We start from the raw sequence: 21,726 nt of genomic DNA on the forward strand, positions 1-21,726 counted from the left end.
TGCTCAAATGTATTCAATCAATGACTAAGTTACAAAAAAAATACAAGATTGCTTTGGTAGCGTACAGGTTAGGTGGTGGTGGTTCAGAGCGGGTAATGGCTAATCTGTCTAAATATTTTGATGCCTGTGGTATAGATGTACATATTGTGACAGTAATTGATGAGGTCGGATACGATTTTAAAGGGACTGTTTTCTCTACACAGCAATACAAGTCTAATGAGGGCTGGTTTGGCCGTTTTACACGCTTAAAAGCTTTGTTTGTTTATTTTAGAAAAAACAAATTTGATTATATAATAGATTTTAGATTTCGTACCAAAAGGTTTCAGGAATTGCTAATAGCAAGATGGGTGTATAATGCACCTGTGATTCTAACGATCCACAGTTCTGCTATTGATCACTATATCCCCATAAATAGAAGATGGGCGGATGCTATTTATAAAAAAGCTTTTTCAATTATCACGATAACGGAATTCATTCATCGAAAACTACAGAAAGAATATAATTTTAATAATCTGCGGCTCATCTATAATCCGGTTGATTTCGAAAAAGTATTTCACTATATGGAGCAACCAATTGATATAAGAAATCCTTTTATTCTTGTTGTTGCACAAATGGAAAATCGGATCAAACAAATTGATCATTTAGTAAAGGCATATTCCGCTTCCTGTAAGAAATGGCCTGTAGTTATTTGCGGAGAAGGCGTTTTGATGGATGAATATAAAGAATTGGCACAGCAACTGGGATGTGATAATAAGGTGTATTTTACAGGGTTTCAATCCAACCCATATGCGTATATGCGACAGGCAAAATTTTTAGTATTATGTAGTGCATTTGAAGGGCTGCCTAATGTACTCATAGAATGTCTGGCTTGTGAAACACCTGTTATATCTTATAATTGTTTGTCTGGCCCTGACGAAATTATCCAACATGAATACAATGGTTTGCTTGTTGAAAATCAGAATATAACGGCTCTTACCCAAGCGATGGATCGTATGATGACAGAAGAAAAACTCTTAGCATATTGTAAAAAAAATGCCAAGACATCTGTACAAAAATTCGATTTACAAGCTATTGGAAAACAATGGATAGAATTAATGAATATGTCATGAAAACATTACTGTATTTTGTTTCAAAAATAACGGATTCCGGAGGGGTATCACGGGTTTTATCTTTGAAAGTAAACTTTCTTGCAGATGTTTTGGGCTATAAAGTACACATCATATCTACTAATGATACCCGGCAACTTCCTTTTTTTTGTTTTTCAGACAAAGTAAAGATTCATTTTTCTGAAATAAAGGTAAATGGATTTATGAGCTTGTTAGAATTAAAAAAAGAAAGTAAAAAGAAGATAAATGAGATTCAGCCTGATATTGTCTTGGTAACTGACAATGGGATAAAAGGACTCTTTATAAGGGAATGGGTACCCGATTCGATTCCTTGTATATATGAGCTTCATGCAAGTCCCAAACATTTTTATAAAACAGGATATCAAGGAATAAAAAAATATATGAATAATTTTTTTATTGATAAATATTTGTCGAAGTATCAGAGGGTAGTAGTTTTAAGAGATGAATTTGTTTTGCCGGATATAAATCTTTCTAAGCAATTAGTTATTCCAAATCCGTTATCGTTTTATGTGGAAAATGATAATGCATTAAATCATAAAAAAGCAATAGCAGTTGGACGTCTGATATCCTTAAAGGGCTATAATCGCTTGTTAAGTGGCTGGAAGAAAATTACAGATAAACATCCTGAGTATGTATTAGATATATTTGGAGAAGCGTCGGAAGAATATGATATACATGAAGTAATAGCATCCTATAATCTGCAAAAAAACGTATATGTTTTTCCACCTACAGCACAAATCAAAGAAAAATACTTAGAGGCAAATTTTTTATTACATGGCTCTTTTTCAGAATCTTTCGGAATGGTTTTTTTAGAAGCTATGCAATGTTGCCTGCCAATAGTATACTATAACGATATTGGTAATGGTGATTTTTTAAATAAAAGAAATAGCTTCGGAGTTACAAACGAAGCTGAGTTTGTGGAAGCTGTTGATACTCTAATAAAAAATAGCATTCTGAGAAAAGAAATGGGGCAGAATGCTAAGCAGACTTCAGATCTCTATAAATTAGAAATTATTATGTCTTATTGGGATGCTTTATTCAGAGAAATAAAATAGCCTAAGCGATATAAATCATAAACCCATAATTTAGGGTGTTTCCCTTTCAAGTTTTTTCTAAATCTATTCTCAAACAATGTATAAAAAAAGTTAGGTATACATAGCAGTCTTTTTTTCTTTAATGAAGCATAAACCCGGGTAATTAAAGCATAGTTGACCGGTATGTAATCATGATTCAATAAAAATGACAAGCCGATCAATGATTCTTCCGTTTTCTTTAAGAAAAGTTCACTGTTTTCAATTCCATAGTGAATAACTACGTTATCAATGTGCATGACCGTAATTTTATTGACCATCAGATCATAAGAAAAAAGCATATCTTCATATCTTAAATTTGGTATTTCTTCATTAAAATGCACTCTTTTGAATACTTGTTTTTGAATCAAAAAATTCAAGGTTAAAAAACTTAGATAGATGTTTTTTTCTCTGTCTTTCAATGACAAAGCTTCGCGTTCATTTCCGTATATCCAGCGCAATAGTTTTTTTGCTTCCGGTTTGTTTTTCTGATATATAATTCCACCATAAATCACTTCAGCTTTATTCTTGCTTAATTCTGTCAGATAATTTTTTATAAAATCTTTTTTATCCGGAAAAACATCAGCATCTAAGAAAAGAAGCCATGGAAAAGAGGCATTCTCCGCTAACAGGTTTCTTATAGCACTTCTCCCGATATTTTTATTGAGAATTTTATAGGAACAATAATCCAGAGTATTTATAGCATTATTTTCATCCTGAAACGTATCTGATGCGTCATCATATACAATGATTTCAAATACGACACCTTCTTTTGTACATTGCTCATGAATTTCAGAAACCAGAGCGTAAACATTATAATTATAGGTTGGGATTAAAATAGAGATCATTTTTTTACAAGGAGAATTGTTTCTGTATTGATACCTAAATGGGGTATGGGTTGTTGTTCGATAGATGTAACTTTAAAACCGGATTTTTCCAGACGTTCCGTCAGACCTTTGACAGAATATACGCGTACATGATCTTCCTGACCAAAAGCTTTTAATCTTTCTTCTTCAGAGACTATAGTATAATCTTCATAGATATCACCTTCTTTAAAAGGGGTTTGTATGAGCCCAATTCCCTCTTTTTTAAGCACTCTATATAATTCATTGATGGCTTTTTCATCATTAGAAATATGTTCAAGAATATGGAAACACATAATCAAATCGAAGCTATTGGCTTCTTTTTCAATTTTAGTAATATCAAAATGGTAGTCTGCTATAAATTCGTTTTCGAAATCTGAAGAGTAATATTCAATCCCTGTATGCTTTTTTAAATTTCTATAAATAATACGAGGGGGTGAGAAATCAAGTACGGTACCTTTTATCAGGTGCTTTTCTTTTAGTATTTGCCACAATAGTCTTGTCCTGCTTCTACTTCCACAAGCCGGGCATAGAAGGTCATCAGTAATCGGAATGAATTTTTTTAACCGGGCATTACAAGCGTTACAATGATAATTGTTTCCTTTATATTTTAAATAAATAAGTTTTCTAAATAAAAATTCATTCCTGTATAAAATGTTTTTTGGAATTAACTTTTTAGTTATTTTTTTTAAAAATATATACACTTACACCGTTTTTTGTACTACTTCAAATATTTTTCCGCTTTCACATTTGAGTGTTTTAGCAGGATATTTGAGCAATAAAGCATAGTCATGAGTCGCCATTAAAATGGTTCTTCCGTTTTGATTAATTTTTTGAAGTACTTCCATTACCTCTACACTTGTTTGCGGATCGAGATTTCCTGTAGGCTCATCTGCAAGAATCAGCTCAGGATCATTCAATAATGCTCTGGCAATGGCTACACGCTGTTGCTCACCACCTGATATCTGATGTGGCATTTTTTGGCTATGGTTTAGCATACCTACACGTTCCAGAACCTCTTCAATTCGGGTTCTGATTTCTGCTTCATTTTTCCAACCCGTTGCTTTGAGTACAAAGCGCAGATTGTTATAGATATTACGATCGGGTAATAATTTGAAATCCTGAAATACAATACCTATTTTTCTTCTTAAAAAAGGAATCTGATGTTCTTTTAAGGTTCTAAGATCAAAATCTACAATATGTCCTTCTCCGTTAGTCAGATATAAATCGGCATACAAGGTTTTCATAAAGCTACTTTTTCCTGAACCTGTTTTTCCGATAAGGTAGATGAATTCTCCTTTTTTGACTTCTAATGAAACATTAGATAAAACCGGATTATTTTCCTGATAGATAGTAACGCCTTGTAATGCTAAAATTGTATTTGACATTTTGTAGAAATTTTATGTAAAAATAGCAAGTTATTTTCTTTTTTTGAAAACAATACGATAAAAACATTTTTCATGATGAGGATTTGAATAGGAATAAGCAATAGGTTGAGTTTTAAAATGGATTTTTTCGAATAAAAAAAAGTAATAATATTTCACAAACCACGTTATTACCTACATATATTTGATATATTTGAAGTTAAAAAAAATTGACAATGCGTAAATTAAATAATTTATTTTATTTATCCCTTGCTTTGGGTTCCTTGCACGCAAATGCACAACAATCTGCGATTTATACAGATGCAAATGCAAAGTTTGAAAGAGCCGTGGCTTTATATAACGAACAACAATACGGTATTGCACAAATTCTCTTTGATGAAGTACGCATCAAAAATACAAATGATGAGATTCAGGCAGAATGTGCTTATTATATTGCCAATTGTGCCATTCGTCTCGGGCAGGACGGAGCAGAAGAAAAAATAAATCAATTTGTCTACAATTATCCGACAAGCTCCAAGCAGGCACAGGCATATGTAGATATTAGCGATTACTATTTCAAAAAAGGAATGTATGCAGAGTCCTTGCAATATTCCAGTAAGATCAATGAAAATATTTTGGCTCCTGCAGTAAGAGAAAGAGTCAAATTTCAAACGGCTTATGCTACTTTTGATGCTAAAAATTATAATAAAGCAAAAGCTTTATTTACTGAAATCAAAGACTCCGAAGAATACGGACATCAGGCAAAATACTATCTTGGATATATTTCTTATTCTAAAGATGAATACTCTCAGGCAAAAGAATACTTTGGTGAAGTAGCAGATAAGGAAAAGTATAATGAAAAGATGGGCTATTTCAAATCGGATATGAATTTTAAATCCGGAAATTTTGAACAAGCCATCAAAGATGCAAAATCACAATTACCAAAAGCAACGGAAGAAGAGCAGTCAGAGCTTTCTAAAATAATAGGGGAGAGTTATTTCAATCTACAGCAATATGATGAAGCTTTACCGTATCTCTTAGCTTATAAAGGAAAAAACGGCCGTTGGAACAATACTGATTTCTATCAGTTGGGGTATACGTATTACCAACAAAAACAATATAACAAAGCCATAGCTGAATTTAATAAAATCATCGGAGGCTCAGATGCAGTAGCACAGAATGCCTATTACCATTTGGGAGAGAGTTATCTCAAGTCTGATATGAAGACCGAGGCATTAAATGCTTTCAAAAATGCTTCTGAGATGAGTTTTAATACTAAAATTCAGGAAGATGCTTATGTAAACTATGCTAAATTGAGTTATGAAATCGGAAACCCATATGTGAGTGTTCCTGAGATTCTGACTTCATTTCTCGCAAAATATCCGAATACCGCTTATAAAGAAGAAATTAATGACCTGCTTATTGATTCTTATATAACTTCGAAAAATTATAAAGAAGCATTGGCATTACTGGAAAAAAACAGAACGCCTTCTAATAAACTCGCCTATCAGAAAGTAACTTTTTATCGCGGAGTAGAATTATACGGAGAAGGTAAATACAGCCAGGCACTTGATTTCTTTAATAAATCTATAGCTGAACGTCAGGACAATCGATTCGTATCACGAGCTACTTATTGGAGAGGCGAAGCTGAATATGCACTTAATCGTTTTTCCGATGCGTATAATACTTTCAAAACTTTTTCAGGGTTACCACAGGCTGAAAAAACACCGGAGGCGAAAACACTTAATTATAGTTTAGGGTACGCAGCTTTTAAACTAAAAAATTACACCAATGCCGCTCAACATTTTGATGCTTATACAAAAACAGCTTCTGACGGAGCTAAAAAGAATGATGCCTATCTGAGAATGGCTGACAGCTATTTTGTAGATGGTAAATACTGGCCGGCTATGGAAGCATATAACAAAGTAATTGACTCAAAGACCGCAGATGTTGATTATGCCTTATATCAAAAAGCTATTTCTTACGGATTTGTAGGTCGTACAGACACCAAGATTCAGGATTTAAATAAATTCATCACTTCCTATCCGCAGTCATCGTATGCAGATGATGCCCTTTATGAATTAGGAAATACCTATGCCAACGAAAATAAAAACAGTGAAGCGATCACAGCTTTTAATAAACTGATTGCTACCTATCCTTCCAGTTCATATGTTTCAAAAGCAATGTTACGTCAGGGATTGATTTATTACAATGGCAAAGACAATACAAAAGCGTTAGAGCGTTATAAAAAAGTTGTTGCAGAATATCCGGGTTCGCCTGATGCAGTCGAAGCAGTGCAAAGTGCGCGTCTGATTTATGTTGATTCAGGTAATACAGCCGAATTTGCTGCCTGGGTTAAAAACCTTGATTTTGTTGATATTTCCAATACGGATCTCGACAATGATTCTTTCGAAGCTGCAGAAAAACAGTTTGTACAGAATAATAATAAGCAGGCAATTTCAGGATTCAACGAGTATCTTAAAACGTATCCTACAGGATTAAATGCTTTAAAAGCGCATTTCAATCTCGGAGAATTATACGTTTCTGATGGCCAGAATAAGAATGCGATCCCGCATTATGAATTTGTATTGAGTAAATCGCAAAGTGAATATACAGAAGCATCGCTGATGCGATTAGCTACCATCTATCTTTCTGAAAAGAATAATGAGAAAGCAACTTCTTTATTAAAACAATTAGAAAAAGGAGCCAGTTATGATCAGAATAAATTATTTGCGCAGTCTAATCTGATGCGTATCTATTACGATAGTGATGATTACACATCAGCAGTAGCCTATGCTGATAAAGTATTGGCAAACAGTAAATCAGACAAACGCATGAAAGGAGATGCTCAGGTAATCGTTGCCAGAGCTGCTTTTGCTGCAGGTGATGTAACCAAAGCGAGAAAAGCCTACGCTGATTTACAAAAATCTTCGAGTGGAGAATTGGCAGCTGAGGCAATTTATTATGATGCTTATTTCAAAAATTCAGATAAAAAATACAGTGAATCAAACGCAGTGATACAAAAACTGGCAAAAGATTATTCCGGCTATAAATATTTCGGAGCAAAAGGACTGATTGTAATGGCAAAAAACTTTTACGGATTAAAGGATAGCTATCAGGCTACTTATGTGTTAGAAAATGTAATTTCGAATTTTACTTCTTATTCAGATGTTGTAGCTGAGGCAAAAGCAGAACTGGCAAAAATTAAATCCGAAGAATCAAAACGTAATTCCTCCGTAAAATAATAAAGATCGTAGAATGAAAAAGTCTCTATATACAAGCGCTGCATTTGTGATGTTATTTTCCGGAATTGCAAATGCTCAGGAAAAAAATAAAGAAAATATCGGAACCGAAAGAGTAACTCTCGTGTCTCCGTATCAGGCTTCAGTAAATGACGCCTTTAAAATAAAAGATCTTCCTTCGTTAGATGATGAAGATAACAATCAGAAAAAACCAATAAAATATACCATTTTTTCATTTCCGGTAGCCTCAACTTTTGCTCCTGACAAGGGAGAAGCTGCTACTGTAGATAATGATACTCTAAACCGTTTTTATAACAATTATGCCATGCTGAGTTATGGAAATTACGGTACTTTTAACGGAGAACTCGGTATTGTAGAAAAACTGGATAACAATATGTATGTAGGTGGAATTTTAAGCCATCTATCCTCATCGGGCGGTATCAAAAACATTGATCTGGATGATAAATATGCTAAAACAGGTTTAGATTTAACACTTGGGAGTAAAAATACAGATAATAACTGGAATTTGAATTTTGGAGTAAATCGCAACCAGTTCAACTGGTATGGATTGGCAAAAGATGAATATAATTTTTCAGGTATTAATCTTGCGGATATTGATGTGAAAAACGAATATACCAATATACATGCTGCCGGTAAATTTGAGAATAATGTCGGGGTTTTTGAATCGGTTGATGTGCTGTATAAGTACTTCTGGGACAAGTTTGATGCCAAGGAAAACAGATTCTATATTAAGCCTAAATTCAATATTGAACTCGAAAATCAAACCATTAATGTCGTATTAAATGCAGATTATCTGAATACCACATTTGGAACTAGTGCTGTAAACGGTAATGCTGACAAATATTCTTTTCTGGGATTATCTGTTGAGCCAAGCATTCGTTTTGACGGAGATAACTATAATATACAGTTGGGAGCTGGTGTCGGATCTATTATCGGTAAATCTAACGGAGACAGTGAAAATACCGTATTAATTTATCCGAAGGTAAAGGCTAATATAGATCTGGTCAAAGATATTGTTATTGCTTATGCCGGAGCTGACGGTGGTTTTACACAGAATTCATATGCAGATATTTCGGAAGTCAATCCGTTTATCGCTCCTGTTTTTGAAATTCGCCCTACGCGCCAGTTATATGATTTGTATGCCGGTCTGAAAGGTAAGTTATACCATAATGCTTCTTATAATATCCGTTTATCATACAAATCTGAAGAAGATAAAATGATGTTTGTTTCTAATCCTATGAATTATGCTCTGTCAAACAGAGAAGGATACCAGTATGGAAATTCTTTTAAGACAACCTATGATCTGGTAAATACTTTCAGTGCTTTTGGAGAAATAAATCTTGATTTTTCTGAAAATGTAACCATTGCTTTTTCAGGGGAGTATAACAAATATAAGATGGATGTTTTGGGAGAAGCATATAACCTTCCGGATGCCCGCATTGGTGGTAAAATACATATCGACTTCAATAAACAATGGTTTGCCGGAACGCAGATTTATTATGTAGGTCAACGCTTTGATCTGTCCGGATTCAGCAACAATGGAGTTGATTTCGTAAACAGTACTATAGAACTCAAAAGCTATGCAGATGTAAATGCGTATGTAGGATACAGACCTACAGACAAATGGACCGCTTTTATCAAAGGAAATAATTTATTTGACCAGAAATACCAACAGTGGAAAAGTTATCAGGTACAGGGAATACAGGTAATGCTGGGGGCTATGTATAAATTTGATTTCTAAAAAACAATATATATCATAATAAAAGACCCAATTATAGGGTCTTTTTTTTTAATTATTGTAACAATGGATACATTCAAACAACGATTGGTTTCTTTGCATCAGCAATTACTTCAGGACAAAATAGATGCGTTTCAGGATATGATTGCCGGTTTGGCCTCTGATGCACAAAATGATGCTAAAAGTTCTGCCGGAGATAAACACGAAACCGCTCTTTCTATGATGCATTTAGAACAGGAAAAGCTCAATCATAAACTGGCAGAATATAACCTACAGAAACAAAAACTTCAGAAGATTGATATTAATATGCTTTCTGAAACAGTTGTTTTGGGAAGTCTTGTGCAGACAAACGGCTTGTTGATTTTTATCAGTGAAGCATTACCCAAAGTTGTGATTGACGGCTCAAACGTTTTTGCCGTCTCAGTACACTCTCCTTTAGGAAGCCAGTTGATGGGTAAAAAACTGCACGACAAGGTTTCGGTTAATGAGGTAATCTATACAATAGAAAATATTCTTTAAAAACGCTTAAATACGTTGTTTAATGCGTTTTAAGAGTTGCAGAAGAAGCTTATTTTTTGTATATTTGCTTGTTAAAGCAAGAAAAATATAGTTTTATTATAAATTATGAGTGAAGAAGTAAAAAAGAATACTTATTCTGCCGACAGTATACAGGCATTAGAAGGGATGGAGCACGTAAGAATGCGTCCGTCGATGTATATTGGAGACGTTGGTGTCAGAGGTTTACACCATTTGGTTTATGAGGTAGTTGATAACTCAATTGATGAAGCATTAGCAGGATATTGTGATTCTATTCAGGTAATCATTAATCAAGATAATTCTGTAACGGTTCAGGATAACGGACGTGGTATTCCAGTAGATTTACACAAAAAAGAAGGTGTTTCTGCTCTTGAAGTAGTCATGACCAAAATCGGAGCCGGAGGTAAGTTTGATAAAGACTCGTATAAAGTTTCGGGTGGACTTCACGGTGTTGGTGTTTCTGTTGTAAATGCTCTTTCAGACCATTTAAGAGCTGAAGTACACCGTGATGGTAAAATCTGGGAGCAGGAATATGCGAGAGGTAAAGCAGAATACCCTGCAAGACCTATCGGTGAAACGGCGATAACCGGAACTAAAGTCACTTTCAAGCCGGATGGTACTATTTTTACCCAAACATTAGAGTATTCTTATGATACGTTGGCAGCTCGATTACGAGAACTGTCTTATTTGAATAAAGGAATTACCATTACCCTTACAGATCTTAGGGTAATTGATGAAAACGGACAGGCAAAAGCAGAGACTTTTCATTCAAAAGAAGGATTGAAAGAATATGTGAAATTTCTGGACGGAAACCGTGTGCCAATCATCAGCCACGTCATCAGTATGGAAAATGAAAAAGGAGAAATTCCGGTTGAAGTAGCCCTGATCTACAACGACAGTTATTCAGAAAATATTTTTTCTTATGTAAATAATATCAATACACATGAAGGAGGAACGCATCTTCAGGGATTCCGTATGGGATTGACCCGTACCCTGAAAAAATATGCAGATGCTTCCGGATTATTAGATAAATTAAAGTTCGAAATCAGCGGAGATGACTTCCGTGAAGGGCTTACAGCTATTGTTTCTGTCAAAGTAATGGAGCCTCAGTTTGAGGGACAAACCAAAACCAAATTAGGAAACAGAGAAGTTGTTTCTCCTGTATCACAGGCAGTTTCTGAAATGTTGGAAAATTATCTGGAAGAAAATCCAAATGACGCAAAAACCATAGTGCAAAAAGTAATCTTAGCCGCTCAGGCACGCCACGCAGCTAAGAAAGCACGGGAAATGGTTCAACGCAAAACCGTTATGACGGGAGGAGGTTTACCTGGTAAACTGTCGGATTGCTCTGAACAGAATCCTGAAAAATGTGAGATTTTCTTTGTCGAGGGAGATTCTGCAGGTGGAACTGCAAAACAAGGTCGCGATAGAAATTTTCAGGCAATTATGCCACTTAGAGGTAAGATACTTAACGTTGAGAAAGCGATGCACCACAAAGTTTTTGAAAACGAAGAAATCAAAAATATCTTTACCGCTTTGGGAGTAACGATCGGAACCGAAGAAGACAGTAAAGCTCTTAATCTTGAAAAATTACGTTATCACAAAGTAGTCATCATGTGTGATGCCGATGTCGATGGTAGCCATATCGCTACTTTAATCCTTACGTTCTTTTTCCGTTATATGCGTGAATTAATAGAAAAAGGATATGTGTACATTGCTACACCGCCATTATACCTTGTTAAAAAAGGAACCAAAAAAGAATATGCTTGGAATGAAGAAGAGCGTTTGGCCTTATTGGAACAGATGGGAGGAGGAGCAAACGTACAGCGTTATAAAGGTTTAGGAGAGATGAATGCTGAACAGTTATGGGAAACAACCATGAATCCGGAGCACAGAACAATGCGTCAGATTACTATTGACAGTTTACCTGAAGCAGATCGTGTATTCTCCATGTTAATGGGAGATGAAGTTCCGCCACGTAGAGATTTTATCGAGAAAAATGCAACATACGCGCGAATAGATGCCTAATCGTGAATCAAGATAAAAAAGTCCCATGAGTTTTTCTCATGGGACTTTTTTTATAGGCACATTTTACTGTTATATTTTGTCCTTTTATTATATTCAACTGCTTGAAAAAGTTGTAATCAACAACAGAAAATTCATACTATATTACTCAATTTTCTTTTTTTTCTGTTCCCCGATTATGGCTTATGTTATTTTAATGCCTCAAAAGATGTTATATTTCTTAATAAAATCAAAAATATAATGATTTATTTTATTGGTTAATCTTTATTGAAGTTTTATATTTGTCCGTTTATTAGAAAAAAGCCTCTCGCTATTGGTCTAATAAGCAAATAAATAAATTAATTAATTTTTAGTAATAATGCAGAATAAAGGACTCGTAAAGTTTATTGCAATTATTTTTGCGCTGGTATGTATTTATCAACTTTCATTCACCTTTGTTACGAATCATTATGAGAAAAAAGCAAAGGAATTTGCTCAGGGAGACCTTACAAAAGAGGCTCATTTTCTTGATTCTATAGCAAATGAAGAAGTTTATTTAGGACATACTTTTCATGAAGTTAGAGAAAAACAACTTCAAAAAGGTCTGGATCTTGAAGGAGGAGTAAACGTAATGTTGCAAATCTCCGTTAAAGACGTTTTAAAGGGATTGTCAAACAACTCTACCAATGCTGTCTTTAACCAGGCTTTAGCAGAAACAGAAAAAAACAGATTAGGAAATCAAACGTATCTGGATGCGTTTTATGTAACATTTGACAAATTATCAAACGGAAAAGTAAAATTAGCATCTGCAGAAATTTTTGCTAACAGAAACTTACCGGAAGTTACTACAGGAATGTCTGATTCTGATGTAAAGAAAGTTTTAAATGCTAAAGTAAAAGAATCAATCGAAAGTGCTTATCGTGTATTGGGTAAACGTATCGATAAGTTTGGAGTTGTATCTCCTACTATTCAGATGGTGGGTGAATCCGGACGTATTTTGGTAGAATTACCGGGAGCAAAAGATATTGATCGCGTAAAAAGTTTATTACAAAGTACAGCTCAGCTTGAATTTTGGGAAACCTATAAACTTGATGAGATCGGAAACTTTCTTTTGGCGGCTAACGAATCTTTAAAAAATTCTGAGAAAGCTGCAAAGACAGAAACTACAGCAACAAATGATACCGTTAAAAAGGCAGAAACCTCTGATGTAGATAAATTATTGACCGGTGTTTCTAAAGATTCTACTAATCAGAAAAAAGAAGACGCAGGTCCATTATTAAGTTTGATTCAGGCTCCTGGAATGCAGGGATCACCTGTATTGGGATATTTTAATGTATCGGATACTGCAAAAGTAAATTCTTATTTAAAGCGACCTGAAATCCGCAATTTATTAAGTGGACAATTGAGATATACTCGTTTTGCTTGGGGTAAATTGAAAAAAGGTTCTAATCTTACTGAGCTATATGCTTTAAGAGGAAATGCTCAAAATATTGCTCCGTTATCAGGAAATGTAGTAACTGGGGCAAGAGATGAATTTGATCAGATGGGAAAACCGGCTGTGTCAATGTCTATGAATACGAAAGGAGCAAAAGATTGGGAAGAGCTTACTGGAAGAGCTTTTACACAAAAAACTAATATTGCAATTGTTTTAGATAATATTGTTTATTCAGCTCCAGGAGTTTCTACAGGACCTATTTCAGGAGGTAACTCTTCTATTACAGGAGATTTTACTGTAGCAGAAACCAAAGATTTAGCAAACATCTTAAAGGCAGGTAAATTACCGGCTTCAGCAGATATTGTTTCTTCAGAAATTGTTGGACCTTCATTAGGGCAACAAGCAATTGACAATGGTATTATTTCTGCTATTGCAGGTTTATTGATTGTTGGTTTGTGGATGGTATTTTACTATGGTAGAGCAGGATGGTATGCTAATATCGCTTTGGTAATCAACTTACTATTTTTGTTTGGTATTCTTGTAAGTTTCGGTTCTGTATTAACATTACCGGGTATTGCAGGTATTGTACTGACAATGGGTACGGCAGTAGATGCCAATATCATTATCTATGAAAGAGCTAAAGAAGAACTCAGAGCAGGAAATACACTCTCTCATGCCATTTCATCTTCTTACAGCTGGCATGGAGCTATGCGTGCTATTGTTGATGCTAACGTAACACACATCCTTACAGGTATTATTTTATTTATCTTTGGAACAGGACCGATCAAAGGTTTCGCAACTACTTTGTTATTCGGTATTTTTACCTCTTTATTTACAGCGATCTTTATTGCACGTATTTTCTTAGACCGAGATCTTAAAAATAACAAAATCGTTAATTTCTGTACCAGCATTACCAAAAACTGGTTTACCAATTTCCATTTTGACTTTATCAAAATGAAAAAGGTTACTTACTTTATTTCTGCTATCATCGTAATCGGATCTTTTGCTTCATTTGCAGTAAATGGATTAGATGAAGGAGTAGATTTTGTTGGTGGTAGAACATTCCAGGTGCGTTTCGATAAACCTGTAAATCCATCTGAAATTTCAGAAAAATTAGGAAATACATTTGGTGTAAATGTTGAAACCAAACAGTTTGGTAACAATAAACAAATGAGAATTGTTACAAAATATAAAATTGACAGCGAAAGTTCAAAAGTTGATGAAGAAGTAAACAAAATGCTTTATGAAGGATTGAAAGGGTTTTATACAAATAATATCTCATACGAAGATTTTATAAAACCTTCATCTACTTCAGAAATGTTAGGGGTAGTACAGGCATCAAAAGTTAACCCTACTGTATCTAATGACATTAAAACAGATTCATTCTGGGCGGTTATCGGATCTATGGCAGTAGTATTCCTTTACCTGTTTATTTCATTCAGAAAATGGCAGTATTCATTAGGAGCGATTGCTTCAGTTGCTCACGACGTAATATTTGTATTGGGTACTTATTCCCTGTTGTATAAATTTATGCCATTCCACATGGAAATGGATCAACACTTTATTGCGGCGATTCTTACTGTTATTGGTTATTCCATGAATGATACCGTAATTGTATTTGACCGTGTAAGAGAATTTTTATTAGGTAAAACAAAAGGAGATTTTAATCAGATTGTAAATGATTCGGTTAATACTACCTTATCAAGAACGATCAATACTTCTTTGACATTGATTTTGGTATTATTGATTATGTTTATTTTCGGTGGAGACTCTATCCGAGGATTTATATTTGCCATGTTAATCGGTATCATCGTAGGTACATATTCATCTTTATTCCTGGCAACACCAATTCTGGTAGATACAATGCCTAAAAAAGATAAATTAGAAATTGAAAGATTGCATTTAGAAGCCAACGGTGGTATCGTTGATGCTGAAGAAAGTAAATAATATCTTTTATATATTATAACAAAACCCCGGAATTTCATTTTCCGGGGTTTTTTATTTCTGGCTATCTGTACGATTATTTATAATAAGAGCATTATGCTTGATAGAAGATAATTAAATAAAAAAACAGTCCTGAATATACTTTTCAGGACTGTTTTATAGTAGAAATATTGTTTTGGATTAAAAGTTCGGACTTAAGTTATACTTCTTGTAGAAGTTATCCAATACATTTACAACTTCATCTGATGAATCTACAATTTTTATCAGGTTCATATCGTGTTCTGAGATATTACTATATTTTTCCAGTAATACTTTTTGTACCCATTCAAACAAACCACTCCAAAATTCAGATCCTACTAAAATAATCGGGAATTTTCCTATTTTTTTAGTTTGGATAAGCGTTATCGCTTCAAACAATTCATCGAGTGTACCAAAACCTCCGGGCATTACGATAAATCCCTGAGAGTATTTTACAAACATCACTTTTCGCACGAAAAAGTAATCGAATTGCAGGTTTTTGTCATGATCTATATAAGGGTTAAAATGCTGTTCGAATGGCAGATCAATATTAAGACCCACAGACGTTCCTTTTCCTAAATGAGCTCCTTTGTTACCGGCTTCCATGATTCCTGGTCCACCACCTGTAATAACACCATATCCTGCTTTACTTACTTTAAATGCAATCTCTTCAGCTAACAGATAATACTTATCATCATGTTTGGTTCTCGCTGATCCGAAAATAGATACACAAGGACCAATACGTCCCATTTTTTCATATCCGTTTACGAATTCTGACATGATTTTGAAAATAGCCCATGAATCGTTTGATTTTATTTCATTCCACGATTTTTGTTCTAAGCTTTTTTTAATTTTAATATCGTCTTCGTTAAAATTTTCACTCATTTCTTTTCTATTTTAATTCTTTCAGCAAAAATTTTGCTGTATAACTTTTCTTGTTTTTTGCTACTTCTTCAGGTGTACCTTTTGCTACGACCTGCCCGCCGTTTTTACCGCCTTCATAGCCGATGTCAATAATGTAATCCGCAATTTTGATGACGTCCATATTGTGCTCGATGATGAGAACCGTATTGCCTTTGTCTACCAGTCTTTGAATGACATCCATCAATACGCGTATATCTTCAAAGTGCAGACCGGTGGTTGGTTCATCTAAAATGTAAAAGGTATTTCCCGTATCTTTTTTGGAAAGTTCAGAAGATAACTTTATTCTTTGCGCTTCACCTCCTGAGAGGGTTGTGCTTTGTTGTCCTAAAGTGATATAACCCAAACCAACATCCTGTATGGTTTTTATTTTTCTGTAAATTTTAGGAATATTTTCGAAAAAAACAACTGCTTCGTCAATTGTCATGTCCAAAACATCGGCAATTGATTTTCCTTTGTATCGAATTTCAAGTGTTTCACGATTGAATCTTTTGCCCTGACATGTTTCACACTCTACGTATACATCAGGTAAAAAGCCCATTTCAATGGTTCTCAGACCAGATCCTTCACAGGTTTCACAACGTCCTCCTTTTACATTAAAACTAAAGCGTCCGGGTTTGTATCCGCGGATAGCTGCCTCAGGTGTTTTTGTAAACAGATTTCTTATCTCTGAAAATACCTCGGTGTACGTTGCCGGATTGGAACGGGGTGTACGCCCAATCGGACTCTGATCGATACCGATTACTTTGTCTATATGTTCAAGTCCGGTAATTTTTTTAAACGGCTGTGGTTTTTTTACCGCATTGAAAAAGTGTTCATTTAGAATTGGATATAGGGTTTCATTGATAAGTGTGGATTTTCCGCTTCCGGATACTCCTGTAACACAAATCAAAGTACCTAAAGGAAACGAAACGTTCACATTTTTAAGGTTATTTCCGGTAGCTCCTGTTAATTCTATCTTTTTCCCATTGCCTTTTCTTCTTTCGGAAGGAATGGCTATTTCTAATGTACCGTTGAGATATTGAGCAGTAATCGTCTTCTCTTTTAATAATTCAGCAGGTGTGCCGGCACTGATGATCTGTCCACCATTAATACCCGCTTTAGGACCGATATCAATCACATAATCTGCTCTTTCAATCATGTCTTTATCATGCTCTACCACCAAAACAGAATTTCCTAAATCGCGTAATTGTTCCAGCGAATGGATAAGTTTTTCATTATCACGCTGATGTAAACCAATACTTGGCTCGTCCAGAATGTATAAAACGCCCACTAACTGGGAACCGATTTGTGTCGCGAGACGGATACGCTGTGCTTCTCCTCCGGACAGGGATTTTGAACTTCTGTTCAAGCTTAGGTAATTCAGACCTACATCGAGTAGAAAAGATAATCTTGTTGTAATTTCTTTAATAATTTCTCTACCGATTGTTTTTTGTTTTTCGGATAAGTCTTCTTCAATATTTTTAAACCAGTTGTGTAGCTGATCTATATCCATACTTACCAGATCAGCAATATTGCTCTCATTTATTTTGAAATAAAGTGATTCTTTTCTCAAACGACTGCCATTACAGGAAGGACAGGTAATTTCGTCCATAAAATCTTTCGCCCATCTTTTGATGCTTGTAGATTCGCTCTCTTCAAACTGATTTTTTATAAAGTTGGCTATGCCCTCAAAATCAATTTTATATTCTTTTGTTATTCCTAATACTTTGGATGCCACAGAGAAACTTTCTTTACCGCCATTGATGATCATATCAAAGGCTTCTGCCGGAATATTGCGGATCGGATCACTGAGCTTAAAGTCAAATTTTTGTGCAATTATTTCAAGCTGTTTGAAAATCCAGCTGCTTTTCTGTTCTCCGATAGGAGCAATACCTCCCGATTTTATTGATAAGTCCCGGTTAGGTATTATTTTATCAATGTTTATTTCATTGATGGTTCCCAATCCGTTACAAACGGGGCAGGCGCCTTTTGGCGAATTAAATGAAAAATTGTTGGGTTCCGGATTTGGGTATGAAATTCCTGAACTCGGGCACATGAGATTACGGCTGAAAAAGCGTACATCTTCAGTTTCGTTTTCAAGAACCATCATAATGCCGTCACCGTGATGCATTGCGGTTCGTATGCTTTCTGATAAACGTTGATCCGTTGCTTCTGATTCATCAATAGCCATACGGTCAATGACTATTTCTATATCATGTGTTTTATAGCGGTCCAGTTTCATACCTGAAACCAAATCTCTTATTTCTCCGTCTACACGTACTTTTACAAATCCCTGTTTTGCTATTTGCTCAAACAGTTCACGATAATGCCCTTTTCTGGAACGGATAACAGGGGATAGTATGTTGATGCGTTTTTCCAGAAATTGTTCCTTGATGCGTTTCTGAATCTGCTCATCGGAATAGCTGACCATTTTTTCTCCTGTTTCATAACTGAAAGCATCCGATGCTCTGGCATATAATAAACGGATAAAGTCATAAATCTCGGTTACAGTTCCAACTGTTGAACGCGGACTTTTGTTGGTCGTTTTTTGTTCAATTGCTATAACAGGTGATAAACCATCTATCTTATCTACATCAGGACGCTCCAGACCACCTAAAAACTGTCGTGCATAAGATGCAAATGTTTCAATATAGCGACGCTGACCTTCAGCGTAGATGGTGTCAAATGCCAGCGATGATTTTCCTGAACCCGAAAGTCCGGTAATCACTACGAGTTTCTCACGGGGAATAGTTACGTCAATATTTTTTAAGTTGTGAACACGAGCTCCTAAAACTTCAATTTTATCCTCTGAATTTTGCATACAAAAATGTAAAACGCAAATATACGATTTTCAAAAATCTTAGATAGCTAAATGTTTTTTAAACTTTTAGAATTTGTATGAATGGAGTAATCCGATTGGTGCCAACTTCATAGAGTATCTTTTCGAAAATGGCAATAAGGATTATTCGATACGCAGGTTTTTCAGGTTTTCTCTGTAAACTTCCAGAATATGTGCTTTTTCAATATATCCCACCAGTTTATTGTCTTGTGTAAGCAGTATATATTCTAAGTGCTGTTCATCCATCAGTGCGATAACATTTCCTGTATTGTCAGAAAGAGAAGCGGTTACAGCAGGCTGCATTATTTCAGATAACGTGGTATATTTCAATTGAAAATCACTGAATATGATATTTCTGATCTTGTTAAAGTCAATAACACCTACTATCTGTTGTTCATGGTCGATAACCGGTATAAACGTCTGTTCCGTTGCAGAAAAAATGGCTTTTATATCCATAAGGGAAGCCGTAGTATCTACCGTTTTTATCTCTTTAGAATATACATTGTGCAATTCAATTCTGTTGAGCAGGTTTTTATCTTTATCCGATGTAAAAACGATTCCTTTATCTGCAATGGTAAATATATCCATCGAATATTTTTCATAGCGTTTGGAAATAGCAAAACTAATGGAAGATACAATCATCAACGGAACGATAAGTCCATAACCTCCAGTAATCTCTGCAATAAGAAAGATAGCTGTCAGAGGAGCATGAAACAAGCCACTGAGTACGCCTGCCATACCCACCACGGTAAAATTGCTGATAGAGAGTTCTTTCAGTCCGCTGAGTGTGATAAGTTTGGATATGATATAGCCAAGATAAGATCCTACAAATAGGGATGGAGCAAAATTTCCTCCGTTTCCTCCACTACCCAATGTCAATCCTGTAGCAATGGATTTGATGAGCATGGTCATAGTAACAAAGCCTAAAATAATCCATTGATTTTTTTTAAACTTGTCTAAGAGAGAATTATCCAGGATATGTCCTGCTTTATCATTGGCCAGTGCTTTTATTCCCTCATATCCTTCTCCGAAAAGAGTAGGGAAGAGGAAGATAAGAATGGCAAGAAGTCCGGCACCGATGAGCGCTTTTTTATAAGGATTATTATTTACATTGCTGATTACGTGCTCCGTTTTTCGGAACATCCGGGCGTGATATATAGAGAAAAAACCTGCCAGAATTCCTAAGAGCACATAATATATAGTATTGGAATAGTCAAAACTCAACTGTTGTTTAAAAGACATTAATACTTCTTCTTTTAAAGTGGCATTTGCAAAAATAGTTCCGGTAGCAGAAGAAATCATAATGGGTATAAAGGCAGAAACGCTCATATCGGCAAGAATAACTTCAATTGCAAACAATACACCCGCTATCGGTGCATTAAATGCAGTGGAAATACCTGCTGCTACACCACAGGCAAGTAGTAACGTACGATCTTTATAATTTAAGCGGTAATTCTGTGCGTAATTAGAACCAAATGCAGCTCCGGTAATGGTAATTGGGGACTCTAATCCTGCAGATCCTCCCATACCAACGGTGAGTGAGCTAGTAATGATTTGCGCATACATTTGCTTTCGGGGCATAATACCCGATTTTTTTGCTACGGCAATCATAATCTGTGAAGTTCCCTTTTCGATACTTCCATCTAAAAACTTCCGTATTACCAGCACTGTTAAGAGAATACCTATAATAGGTAAAATACTGTTGAGATAGGGAAGTTTTAAAAAACCGTCAATATAGTGTACGAGTTTAAATACACTATGTGCAAAAGTTTTTAGAATGATTACAGCTACGGCAGAAGAAATACCTACAATTACACAGGATAAATAAATGAATTGCCTGTCAGATAATACAGATTTAAGCAGGTATAAAATACCCTCCATATACCGGAAGGTTCGTTTGGCATAATATTTTATTCCTTTTTTATCTGTTTTTTTCATACAGCAAAAGTATTGAGTTTACTTTACAATGGCACTACTCTTCAATAGAAAAATCAGTAATGATTTGTTGTTTTTTATCTTTTGTAAACTGGCGAAGTTCATTAAAAAAAATAAAGAACTCATCTTCAAAAAGGGTATGATGCTTTTTTAAATCTGCAACAGCCGCTTTCATGTTGGCGTTCTTGCCGAAACGTTGATCCATCTGTCCTAAAATACGCTCCAGCTCCTCTATATCCTGATAATTATAAAGCCAGTCATATTTTATCATATAGGGCATCATATTGCGGGTTTTATCGTTGAGTTCATTTTCATGTTTTTTTAGTATTTCATAAAAATTGTGAGAGAACTCTTTCAGAGGAATGTCGCTGAACAGCTGCCAGTTTTTTGCCAAAAAATAATCGTAAAACATATCTACTATGATTCCTGAAAAGTGATTGAATTTTGGAACCAGACGATGTTTAGAAGTTCTGAAAATTTCATGGAAATCTGTAAAACTATCAATTTCGCGATGAAGGAGCACACCGATCTGAATATCAGCGTGGAATTTTTGATAATCTTTGCCACGGATTCCGTCTCCCATAAAATTTCCGATTTTTATCCGATCATTATCCCCTGATAAAAAGATGTGTGCTAAAAAGTTCATAATACGAATATACTGATTTTTTAAAGCTTTTTTTACTCAG

Annotated in this window: 14 protein-coding genes; 7 read left to right on the forward strand and 7 right to left on the reverse strand. The window is 35.0% G+C overall.

Translation table 11 applies throughout. The annotated features are described in order from the left end of the window. Positions 1-20: 20 nt before the first annotated feature. Both QW060_RS04645 and QW060_RS04650 read left to right on the forward strand, forming a co-directional pair. Positions 21-1,109, forward strand: a complete 1,089-nt coding sequence (locus QW060_RS04645) for a glycosyltransferase (protein WP_290362486.1) — start codon at positions 21-23, stop codon at positions 1,107-1,109. Continuing rightward, positions 1,082-2,182, forward strand: coding sequence for a glycosyltransferase (locus QW060_RS04650; protein ID WP_290362487.1), 1,101 nt, complete (start codon positions 1,082-1,084; stop codon positions 2,180-2,182). The genes QW060_RS04645 and QW060_RS04650 overlap by 28 nt, the downstream gene beginning before the upstream one ends. On the opposite strand, the gene QW060_RS04655 is transcribed toward QW060_RS04650, so the two are convergent. From QW060_RS04655 to QW060_RS04665, 3 genes are read right to left on the reverse strand one after another with little or no spacing between them, the layout of a single operon-like run. Then, on the reverse strand, positions 2,149-3,045 hold the full coding sequence (locus QW060_RS04655; RefSeq protein WP_290362488.1) for a glycosyltransferase family 2 protein: 897 nt from the start codon (positions 3,043-3,045) through the stop codon (positions 2,149-2,151). The two genes, QW060_RS04650 and QW060_RS04655, sit on opposite strands and share 34 nt — an antisense overlap. Next, a complete protein-coding gene (locus QW060_RS04660; protein WP_290362489.1) occupies positions 3,042-3,764 on the reverse strand; it encodes a methyltransferase domain-containing protein in 723 nt (240 codons plus the stop codon). Before QW060_RS04660 ends, QW060_RS04655 begins: the two co-directional genes overlap by 4 nt. Next, positions 3,765-4,448: a cell division ATP-binding protein FtsE gene (locus QW060_RS04665; RefSeq protein WP_290362490.1), complete on the reverse strand. Its 684-nt coding sequence runs from the start codon at positions 4,446-4,448 to the stop codon at positions 3,765-3,767. It lies immediately after the preceding gene. Between the two features lie 212 nt (positions 4,449-4,660). Here QW060_RS04665 and QW060_RS04670 point away from each other — a divergent pair, with 212 nt between their 5' ends. From QW060_RS04670 to secDF, 5 genes are all read left to right on the forward strand, one after another. Beyond that, positions 4,661-7,669 (forward strand): tetratricopeptide repeat protein, encoded by a 3,009-nt coding sequence (locus QW060_RS04670; protein ID WP_290362491.1) that lies wholly within the window; start codon positions 4,661-4,663, stop codon positions 7,667-7,669. A gap of 13 nt (positions 7,670-7,682) precedes the next feature. Then, complete coding sequence (locus QW060_RS04675; protein WP_290362492.1) at positions 7,683-9,428, forward strand: TonB-dependent receptor; 1,746 nt, start codon at positions 7,683-7,685, stop codon at positions 9,426-9,428. Positions 9,429-9,491: 63 nt separating this feature from the next. After that, positions 9,492-9,944: a hypothetical protein gene (locus QW060_RS04680; protein ID WP_290362493.1), complete on the forward strand. Its 453-nt coding sequence runs from the start codon at positions 9,492-9,494 to the stop codon at positions 9,942-9,944. Between the two features lie 105 nt (positions 9,945-10,049). Next, entirely contained in the window at positions 10,050-11,990 is a 1,941-nt protein-coding gene (gene gyrB / locus QW060_RS04685; protein ID WP_290362494.1) for a DNA topoisomerase (ATP-hydrolyzing) subunit B, read from the forward strand. A 355-nt stretch (positions 11,991-12,345) separates the two neighbouring features. Continuing rightward, positions 12,346-15,348: a protein translocase subunit SecDF gene (gene secDF / locus QW060_RS04690; RefSeq protein WP_290362495.1), complete on the forward strand. Its 3,003-nt coding sequence runs from the start codon at positions 12,346-12,348 to the stop codon at positions 15,346-15,348. Positions 15,349-15,525: 177 nt separating this feature from the next. Here the strand turns inward: secDF and QW060_RS04695 are convergent, their stop codons facing one another. The 4 genes from QW060_RS04695 to QW060_RS04710 form a co-directional block, all read right to left on the reverse strand. Continuing rightward, positions 15,526-16,248: an LOG family protein gene (locus tag QW060_RS04695; protein ID WP_290362496.1), complete on the reverse strand. Its 723-nt coding sequence runs from the start codon at positions 16,246-16,248 to the stop codon at positions 15,526-15,528. Between the two features lie 7 nt (positions 16,249-16,255). Then, positions 16,256-19,087, reverse strand: coding sequence for an excinuclease ABC subunit UvrA (gene uvrA, locus QW060_RS04700; RefSeq protein WP_290362497.1), 2,832 nt, complete (start codon positions 19,085-19,087; stop codon positions 16,256-16,258). A gap of 141 nt (positions 19,088-19,228) precedes the next feature. Then, entirely contained in the window at positions 19,229-21,043 is a 1,815-nt protein-coding gene (locus tag QW060_RS04705; RefSeq protein WP_290362498.1) for a chloride channel protein, read from the reverse strand. A gap of 34 nt (positions 21,044-21,077) precedes the next feature. Beyond that, positions 21,078-21,686, reverse strand: a complete 609-nt coding sequence (locus tag QW060_RS04710) for an acyl carrier protein phosphodiesterase (RefSeq protein ID WP_290362499.1) — start codon at positions 21,684-21,686, stop codon at positions 21,078-21,080. Positions 21,687-21,726 lie beyond the last annotated feature (40 nt).

This window comes from Paenimyroides ceti (assembly GCF_030409925.1).

Bases quoted from the DNA above. Each gene is read 5' to 3' on its own strand.
- uvrA (WP_290362497.1), bottom strand. From the start codon at position 19,087: ATGCAAAATTCAGAGGATAAAATTGAAGTTTTAGGAGCTCGTGTTCAC.
- QW060_RS04655 (WP_290362488.1), bottom strand. From the start codon at position 3,045: ATGATCTCTATTTTAATCCCAACCTATAATTATAATGTTTACGCTCTG.
- secDF (WP_290362495.1), top strand. From the start codon at position 12,346: ATGCAGAATAAAGGACTCGTAAAGTTTATTGCAATTATTTTTGCGCTG.
- gyrB (WP_290362494.1), top strand. From the start codon at position 10,050: ATGAGTGAAGAAGTAAAAAAGAATACTTATTCTGCCGACAGTATACAG.
- QW060_RS04680 (WP_290362493.1), top strand. From the start codon at position 9,492: ATGGATACATTCAAACAACGATTGGTTTCTTTGCATCAGCAATTACTT.
- QW060_RS04670 (WP_290362491.1), top strand. From the start codon at position 4,661: ATGCGTAAATTAAATAATTTATTTTATTTATCCCTTGCTTTGGGTTCC.
- QW060_RS04695 (WP_290362496.1), bottom strand. From the start codon at position 16,248: ATGAGTGAAAATTTTAACGAAGACGATATTAAAATTAAAAAAAGCTTA.
- QW060_RS04710 (WP_290362499.1), bottom strand. From the start codon at position 21,686: ATGAACTTTTTAGCACACATCTTTTTATCAGGGGATAATGATCGGATA.
- QW060_RS04645 (WP_290362486.1), top strand. From the start codon at position 21: ATGACTAAGTTACAAAAAAAATACAAGATTGCTTTGGTAGCGTACAGG.
- QW060_RS04705 (WP_290362498.1), bottom strand. From the start codon at position 21,043: ATGAAAAAAACAGATAAAAAAGGAATAAAATATTATGCCAAACGAACC.
- QW060_RS04675 (WP_290362492.1), top strand. From the start codon at position 7,683: ATGAAAAAGTCTCTATATACAAGCGCTGCATTTGTGATGTTATTTTCC.
- QW060_RS04665 (WP_290362490.1), bottom strand. From the start codon at position 4,448: ATGTCAAATACAATTTTAGCATTACAAGGCGTTACTATCTATCAGGAA.
- QW060_RS04650 (WP_290362487.1), top strand. From the start codon at position 1,082: ATGGATAGAATTAATGAATATGTCATGAAAACATTACTGTATTTTGTT.